Annotated in this window: 7 protein-coding genes and 1 pseudogene; 6 read left to right on the forward strand and 2 right to left on the reverse strand. The window is 43.6% G+C overall.

The features are described from left to right. The 5 genes and pseudogenes from A3735_RS30170 to A3735_RS02755 form a co-directional block, all read left to right on the forward strand. Positions 1-528 (forward strand): annotated as a pseudogene (locus A3735_RS30170) (IS21 family transposase); the annotation flags it as partial. Then, complete coding sequence (gene istB, locus A3735_RS02740; RefSeq protein WP_068510186.1) at positions 518-1,261, forward strand: IS21-like element helper ATPase IstB; 744 nt, start codon at positions 518-520, stop codon at positions 1,259-1,261. The pseudogene A3735_RS30170 and the gene istB, both read left to right, overlap by 11 nt. Before the next feature lie 152 nt (positions 1,262-1,413). Then, entirely contained in the window at positions 1,414-2,664 is a 1,251-nt protein-coding gene (locus tag A3735_RS02745; protein ID WP_068513555.1) for an HD-GYP domain-containing protein, read from the forward strand. Between the two features lie 317 nt (positions 2,665-2,981). Continuing rightward, entirely contained in the window at positions 2,982-3,350 is a 369-nt protein-coding gene (locus A3735_RS02750; protein WP_068508062.1) for a response regulator, read from the forward strand. A 21-nt stretch (positions 3,351-3,371) separates the two neighbouring features. Beyond that, entirely contained in the window at positions 3,372-4,091 is a 720-nt protein-coding gene (locus A3735_RS02755) for an SGNH/GDSL hydrolase family protein (protein WP_068513558.1), read from the forward strand. On the opposite strand, the gene A3735_RS02760 is transcribed toward A3735_RS02755, so the two are convergent. Further along, entirely contained in the window at positions 4,074-4,940 is an 867-nt protein-coding gene (locus tag A3735_RS02760; RefSeq protein ID WP_068513561.1) for a bifunctional transcriptional activator/DNA repair enzyme AdaA, read from the reverse strand. The genes A3735_RS02755 and A3735_RS02760 overlap by 18 nt on opposite strands. 237 nt (positions 4,941-5,177) lie before the next feature. On the opposite strand from A3735_RS02760, the gene A3735_RS02765 reads away from it, so the two are divergent. Further along, positions 5,178-6,125 (forward strand): HpaA family protein, encoded by a 948-nt coding sequence (locus tag A3735_RS02765; protein WP_156499353.1) that lies wholly within the window; start codon positions 5,178-5,180, stop codon positions 6,123-6,125. 163 nt (positions 6,126-6,288) lie between these two features. Here A3735_RS02765 and A3735_RS02770 read toward each other — a convergent pair. Then, on the reverse strand, positions 6,289-8,601 hold a 2,313-nt coding region (locus A3735_RS02770; RefSeq protein ID WP_068637553.1), incomplete at its 5' end, for a LuxR C-terminal-related transcriptional regulator.

The following is an 8,601-nucleotide window of genomic DNA, read 5'->3' on the forward strand; positions in this document are numbered from 1 at the left end:
CGTAACCGCTATAGTGTCCCGGCAAGCTTTGCTAACCAGCATGTGAGTCTTCATGTTTATGCAGCTGAAATCGTTATCGTTGCCGAAGGCAAGGAGATAGCAAGACATAGACGTATCTTCAATCGCAAGCATGATGCAGGTATCACCAAGTATGAATGGAGACATTATCTAGCCGTGGCTCAACGCAAACCAGGAGCACTGCGTAACGGCGCACCGTTCGAGACCTTGCCAGACAGCTTCAAGTCCATTCAAAAGTATTTACTTCGACGACAAGGTGGTGATCGAGAAATGGTCGAGATATTGGCCTTGGTACTTCATCACGACGAACAGCTGGTTGAGCAAGCGGTTGAGGAATCTCTGCGATGCGGGCACCCCTCAAAACAGCATGTAATGAACTGTTTGAGCCGACTCATCGAACAGGAAACACCTGAGCCTTTGCTAACACCACCCTCTCTCATTCTAAACGAAGAACCTATTGCCAACACACAACGCTACGATCAACTAAGAGGTCATCCTTATGCACATTGAAACCATGATCCACACCTTCAAACAACTCAAACTACACGGTATGGCCAACAGTGTTATGGAGCTATCACAGCAAGCTGGGCCATCTTACCTTCAAGCACAGCCCATTCTTGAAGCCTTGATCAAAGCTGAAGTAACAGATCGAGAAGTGCGATCAATCGCTTATCAGATGAAGCATGCAAGGTTCCCAGCCTACCGTGACCTAGCTGGCTTTGACTTCAATCAAAGCAGTGTAGATGAAACGCTTGTCAAAGCGCTTCATCGCTGTGAGTTCATCGAAGGCAGCCACAACATCGTACTTATAGGAGGCCCTGGCACGGGTAAAACTCACTTAGCAACGGCAATAGGCGTACAAGCCATCCAACACCACCGACTACGAGTGCGCTTCTTATCGACCATTGAACTTGTGAATCAACTTGAACAAGAAAAACTCGAAGGTAAAGCGGGACGCATTGCGAACAGGTTAAGCCATACAGACTTGGTTATCTTAGATGAACTTGGTTACTTGCCCTTTAGTCAAACGGGAGGCGCATTACTATTCCACTTGCTAGGCAAACTATATGAGAAAACAAGTGTGATTATCACGACTAACTTAAGCTTTTCAGAGTGGAGCCAAGTCTTCGGTGACGCAAAGATGACAACCGCATTACTTGATCGACTAACGCATCACTGTCACATCATTGAAACAGGTAACGAAAGTTACCGCTACAAAGAATCTACTAATAAACGAATTTAAAACTGGAAATAAAAGAAAAGTTCAGGCCATAATCTGGCCTCTCAGGCGGGTCAAAATTAAGTGCAAAAGCCGGGTCAGTTTTACATGCAAATTAACACTAGTGTTTTTATAGGCTAAACTAACAAGGTCAATAAACTGTAGAGGGCACCTGGATGATCGGTGAGCACCATTACAATATCAATAAGAAATTGGTTCGCGAAAAGATAGCGACGACTGAGCTTCGTGTTGGTATGTATGTTGTAGAATTGGATAGACCTTGGGTTGATACCCCGTTTCTGTTTCAAGGTTTTCTGATTAGCAGTGAAGAAGAGATCGATCAACTGAATGAGTATTGTGAATATGTTTATATAGATGTGACTCAGACAGAAATTACTTATAGGGAAAAACGAAAGAATCGTACTGATGTCAAAAGTCGCCGGATTTATAAAGTACCTGTTGAACGAGAGTTGGCTGTCGCCGTATCTGACTATGACTATGCGAAGAAGACAGTTGATCATGCCCTTAGTGCCCTCCGTCTATCTCAGGAGATAAATACCACTGAGGTAAAAACAGCTGTTAAAAGTTGCGTGAAAAGCGTACTAAAAAACCCTAATGCCATGCTCTGGCTAACTCAGATTAAAGACAAAGATGATTACACGGCAGAACACAGTTTACGTGTATCTATCATGGCTGTTGCACTTGGGCGTGAGCTGGAGCTGCTGGAAAAGGAGCTTGAAGACCTAGGCGTTGCGGCGATGCTGCATGATGTGGGAAAGATTAATATACCCATCGAGGTGCTGAATAAAGAAGGATCCTTAAATTCCGAGGAATATGAACTCATCAAGGAACATGCGACACATGGTCGCAAGCTGCTGATGTCTAAATCAGACGTGCCTCCGGTCGCGGTTGATGTTGCGTATTGTCATCATGAACATCTCAATGGTAAGGGTTACCCAAGGGGGGTGACTGCTGAAAAGATTCCTTTCTTCGCTAAAATTGTTAGCGTGGTGGATGCTTTCGATGCCATTACCAGTGACCGGGTTTATAGTGATGCACGTTCGACATTGGAAGGTTTGCGTATTCTTTACGATTGTCGTGGCCAGCAGTTTGATGAGGAAATTGTTCGAGCTTTTATTCGCTTAGTAGGAATTTATCCACCGGGGCATATTGTTGAGCTGACCAATGGCGAAGTTGGTATTATCCTATCGTGCCAAAGAAACAATAAGCTTCGCCCCAAACTGATTATTGTCAGGAATACTGAGAAGAAAAGCTGTGCTGAACGGATTGTTGATCTAAGTAATGAGCAAAAAGATCAGCATGGTAAGCCGCTTCGAGTTAAAGAAATATATACAGACGGGGCCTTTGGCGTTCAGCTTAAGGAATACAAGGCCAAAGGCTTAAACTTTGGCCTTGCAGTACAGTAATAAACCTTAAAGCCTGGTACTGAACTTTGAAGGAATGACGAAAGCGCTAACAGTCTTGCGGCAGTCTTAGAAGTTTGTTTTGCGCCCTTAGACGCTTTCTCGGCCATGTTGTGAACCCTTTTACTGCGTTGTGATTGATTTCTTCTGCTACAGCTCATTGCTCCTTTGCAGCACTTAAACCAACTATAAATACATTAAGCGTTTGGGGCTCAGTAAACCAATCATTGAAGATTTATGTTTTACCCTTGAAAGAGCTGCTAAACTTAAGTGAGTTGTGCACCTCACCGAATATTTACTTTTAATACTGAGCCTGAAAAATGAGATCTATTTTAATTGTTGAAGACTCTTCTACCGTTCGTGAAATGGTTACCTTTGTTTTAAAGGATGAACGTTTGAAAATAGTCGAAGCTGAGGATGGCTTGGAAGCGCTCGACTTGGCGAAAAAGCAGAACTTTGACCTAGTGATCACAGACCACAATATGCCTAATATGAAGGGAATTGATTTAGCCATTGCATTGAGGAATATGGAGTCTTACAAAGAAACGCCTATTTTGATGCTAACAACTGAGTCAGACCCTAGGCTGAAAAAAGTAGGTAAAGATACCGGTATAACTGGTTGGATTCTAAAGCCCTTGAGTCCTCAGCGCTTCAAACCAGCCATAGAAAAGCTGTTGGATATTGCCTAAGTCTTAGCAATTCTTGCCATTATGATCGATGATGCTCTTCTCACCCTGGCTTTGTCACCTATTCTCGTTCCGCAGGGAATCTATACTAAAAAAGTGACGCCTAAACTTCCTGAGCCTGAAGGTAGCCGTGAAGGTATTTTAGGTAACGGGGAGCCTTTGCGCATCTTAATTCTAGGTGACTCAGCTGCTGCAGGTGTTGGCGTTGATAGTCAGAACGATGCGCTTTTAGGGCAGCTGGTGTCGAAACTGTCGCAGTACCGCGCTATCGAGTGGCGCCTTTTAGCCGAAACAGGCTTGAAGACATCTGAGATGCTAGAGCGCCTACATGCGCTTGAGGCTTTTAAAACCGATGTTGTCATTACTTCCTTAGGTGTCAATGATATAACCGGCGGGACACGACTGAAACACTGGCTAGAGCAGCAAAGAGAGTTAAAACTGCTGCTTCAAGACAAGTTTCAAGCGCGTCATATCTTCTTGAGCAGTGTACCTCCCATGCATGAATTTCCGGCTCTACCTCAGCCACTTCGCTGGTTTTTGGGGCGTCGTTCTCGTGCAATGAATAGTGCTTTGAACGAACAGGCAGCACTAGATGAGGCTTTAGCTTTTGTTAGTGTTCAGTTTCCTATGCAAAAAGAGTTCTTTGCCAGTGATGGCTTCCATCCCAGTGCGCAGGCTTACCGCTTATGGTCAGAAGCTTTACTTGAGCACTTTAAAGAGCGTTGTTTATTGCCCCAGCGTTGAAGGTATCGTCGAGCAGCATTCCAGGCTGATCATCGCTTTTTTGCGTTCTGCTCCCCAGCGATATTGATTAATCTCCCCCGTACTTCTAATGACCCGGTGACAGGGAATCAAATAGGCAATATTGTTCTTCGCAATGGCTGAAGCGACGGCTCTGGTAGCATTTGGTTGATTGATTTGCTCAGCAACCTGTTGATAAGAGCGCAACTCGCCTTCAGGAATCTTCAGTAAGGCCTCCCATACCAACAGTTGGAAAGGCGTTCCTTTGCAGAGCAAGTTCAACTTGTTCTCGTTTGCTGGTCCAGAGTCGAAAATACGTTTTAGGGTAGTTAATGTGCTCGCTTGGTTTTGCTTTAGTTCAGCATGTGGCCACTCGCGCTTCATCTCAGCCAAACCTTCTGCTTGAAGCTCCAGTGAGTCAAGAAATGCCAATTTGCATAAGCCTCGTTGAGTCAGAGCTAGCAGACAATAACCGAAGGGAGAGGGGTGAAAGCCATAGTCTATTTGAACGCCTTGGCCACCACTTTTATATTCGCCAGGTGTCACGCTTTTACACTGAACCATCAGATCGTGAAGTCGGCCACTCCCGCTTAAGCCGCTGTTGTAAGCGGAATTAGAGACAGAGTGTTGCTTAAGTAAAGCTTTGGCTTTTTGCTTGGTCAGAAATTGTAAGAACTGCTTGGGTGATACCCCCGCCCATTGAGTAAACACACGCTGCAGGTGAAACTCACTCAAGCCGATATGCTTAGCTATGTCCTTCAAGCTAGGTTGTTTATATTGCGCAGCTTCAATAAAGGCCATCGCCTGAGCGACTTTTTGGTAGTTTCTGTGTTGTTCATTAAGCCTTGCCATGGAGCTTTCTCTGAGTCGATTCAACTTAAAGCAGTGAGGTAGAATTATAAGAGAAGTCCTTAAGTGAGAGCGACCCGATACTTGCGATTATTTTTTTGTTATTGCAGATAATAACTCGATGAACTATAGATCGGTTTAAGGCGCTTGGTTAGAAAAAACCATTTAATACTAAACTAGATTAGTCTTGGCCTGAGTGAGATATCGGTCGCAAAAAAAAATATTAGATAAAAAAATAATTTGTTATTATTGTCACGGCTTTTTCAATCGTGGGTTTCTTTAAGCAGAAGGATTTGCCTGCGGATTAAATGCAAAACGATCAACGTAACTAAACTAAATGGGTGTAATGTGAACTCTAGATTATTATTAAGCTTAATCGCCTTGACTGTTGTAGTCGGGTGTTCTCCAATTCCAGTCAAAAGGGATGTGGGCCAAGTAAACTTTAACTATTCGGGAAGTAATAAAGGTGAGCAGACCGATAAAGTAATTGGCATTGTCGCGTCTGAAGTATCTCAGGCTCAATCAAGTGTAAGCTCTAGCCCTCAAAGCACTAACCCTTTTATTCAGATGGCAATGGCTCAAGCCCAAGCTAAAGGGAATCACGGGTTTAATGCTAATAGTGCGTATAACCAGTCATATAGAAGCCAGCTTATGACTGCATTGAATAATACTTTTGTTTCAAACCTGAGTGACAAAGGTTTCAATATGAAAGGACCTTATCAAACGTTTGATGATATTACGTTTAGTGATAAGAAAAATATGTATTTGTCTGTTGTTCCTCGTCTCACTTTTAATATAAATCAAAAATCAACCGGTGTTGCATGTAAGAGTACTCACTGTACGGACTCAGGTAATATTTACATTAATGGTGAGATGCTTTTGAAGGTTATTGAGCCTTTGACGGGTCAAGCGATGTTGAATAAGAGAATTAATTTGAGTGATTTTGGGATATCAGAGCCTTATACCAAACAGTGGGAGATTAAGAATAGAGGGGGGCTCGTTGGAATGGCGACCAACTCAGTGACCAAGCCTGAGCAACTGCTTGATAATACAGACAAGTCACTTACTAGAGCATTGAATAGCTTTTATGCTAAAGCGGCAGCAAAAATTGATACTTATTTAAGTAGAGATGAGCTGTTAAGCATACAGAAAGATGTTGCTCAGCTTAAAGAGCTTAAAAGGTACTAAATACAATTGATAAGAGCAGTCTGAAGCGATGCAGACAAAAGCAGACTGCTCGTTTTTGAAAGTTATAAGTGAAATTCCTTTGACTCTCTGAAGAGTCAGGGGACTCCCTCCCTCCCCCCAAAAAAAACTAGTCGCAACATTAGAAGGCAGAGCTATAGATGCCTTAAGCCGGCTGTGTTTTGTGTGCCAGGGCCAAGGCTGCGCTACGGTTTTCAACATTAAGCTTGCTGTAGATATTCTTCAAATGCCATTTGGTTGTAGATAAAGCAATACCAGACTGTTTACTGATTTCGGCATTACTTAGGCCGGTGGATAGAAGCTCAAATATTTCGAGTTCCTTGTCGGTCAGCAGGTGAGCTGGTTGAATCAGGTCTTGGAACTTATCACCAGCTGCTACCAAGGTATGAAAAATATCGGTAAAAATGGTGGGCAGGGCCACTCTGGATTCATTAACCGCTTGCTGGAAGAGCAGTTCCAGCCCAGGAGCTTCATCAAATACACTGCGGGAAAAACAGACCAAACCATAACGGCTAATGAGGCGCTTAACCAGACTGATCGCCGCATCAGTGTTACCCTGCCTAAAGGCAATCATGGCGATATTGCAGCGTGCTATCAATACTCGTGAGGTGATATTGTTCCGGTCTAGCAACTGGGCGATATCTTCGAGCAAGTCGCTTGCTTGTTTAAAGCGACCTTTAGATATCAAAAAATATACGGCAGCCAGTGCACCTCTTTCCCGGTGCTCTTCATATTGCCCGGATTTCTGCCAAACTCCTTTATTGATGAACTCATCTAAGTGGTACTTTTCGAAAATGTGCTTACAAACTGAGAAAGAACCGCTACGAAACGCCTGGCGCATTTTTTCGTGAACTACTTGGCTATTAAAGCGCTGATAGTCACCTAAAGATAAAATACGCTCAAGTTGGTCAAGTAAGCGGCTTGCTTTGGACGATTGGTCTTTTATATGAAAAACCCGGGAGCTATATAGATAAACCGTCGCTACTTCTTCCGTTGCGCAGGAGTGGTTAACTAGTGGGATTAATTGCGTGCTCAATTCCAGTGACTTATCCAGCTGATTTTGCTCATATTCTACTACCATCATACCGGTCGCCAGGTTTGCCCATAGCGGGTTTCTGTCACCATGTTTAATAGGCAGAAACACTTCGTTCATCAGTTGAATAGCCTCGACACCCCTGCCTAAATATCGGTCACATAAAATGATGACTAAGCTGGCAAAGCTTTCGAAGAAGTGATGCTGATTCTGGTTCAGGATACTTTTACCCTCATTTGCCAGCCGAAAAGCAGAACTCAAGTTTCCGCTGCACATCAGGGCATAGGCCTCCAGTACCTTTACAAAGCCGAGGATCTCTTGAGGCGCCTCTGCAAGGTTCTTGGCATATTGCGGATCGGGAGCCAGAACTTCCGAGTCACTTTGAAAGAGTTTGAGTAGATAATGAAAGAACTGGTAATGAGCTTTTAGCGTGCCGGAGCCCGCAGTATAGCCGAGCTTAAGTCTCTCGAGGAAATATCCGGCTTGATTGAAGCGTCGGGTAAATGATAAAGCATAAAGTTGATTGATCAGTAATTCAGGGTGCTGTGTAAAGTCTTCACTTGATAAGTTACTTAGGCTGTCTGTGACTCGTTCAAGCTCTCCTTGTTTTATCCAGCCCGCGCAAGCATCTTCTAGAATCTTGAAGTAGAAGCTTTGCTCGGAAGATTGTCTAGCGTGATAGATCGCGCTGTCGAGATCCTTATGCTCAAGGAAGTATTTGGCGACAAGGAAGTGTAAGTGCTTGATATGTTCGGGGCCTTCTTCAATTTCCAGGCGTTTTAGTAAGAAGTCCTGTAGCAACGGGTGGTAACGATACCACCCAGCATTATTAGGCTCTGGCGAAAGAAACAGCTCTTGCATAGTGATTTCTTCAAGACTGGCCGCCGAGTAGTCGATATTCAGTACATTTTCACAAAGATCCTGATTGAAAGATTTGCAAATAGCTGTCGATAGTACAAAGCGTTTAGCGCTAGGAGTGAGCTTATTAAGGACTTCGTGACCAAAATAATTCAGTAATTCGGGCTGACTACCGCTAAAGCTATCTAGTGCAGATTCGCCAACTTTGTCGTAGGCAAGTAGTGCTAGTTTTGTACCGACGAACCAGCCTTCTGTTTGGTCGAGCAAGGTATTGACTCTATTGGGCTGTAGGCTGGAACCGCCAATGGTTTGATTTAATGCGAGCAGGTTTGTTTCATCTAGTTTTAAATCATTGCCATCTATCAACAATACAGATTCTTGCAGCTTTAGTTTTGCAATCGAAAATTGGGGGTGTCGTCTAGATGATAAAACAAATGTGACATGCTTCGGTAATTGGCTGATTAAGCGTTCTAGCGTCTTATGAATATGACTGGCTTTTATGTGGTGAAAGTCATCAAAGACAATCGCTAATGGATGATCAATTTGTGTTAGGGCTTCAATGAAAAC

The organism is Oleiphilus sp. HI0061 (assembly GCF_001635675.1).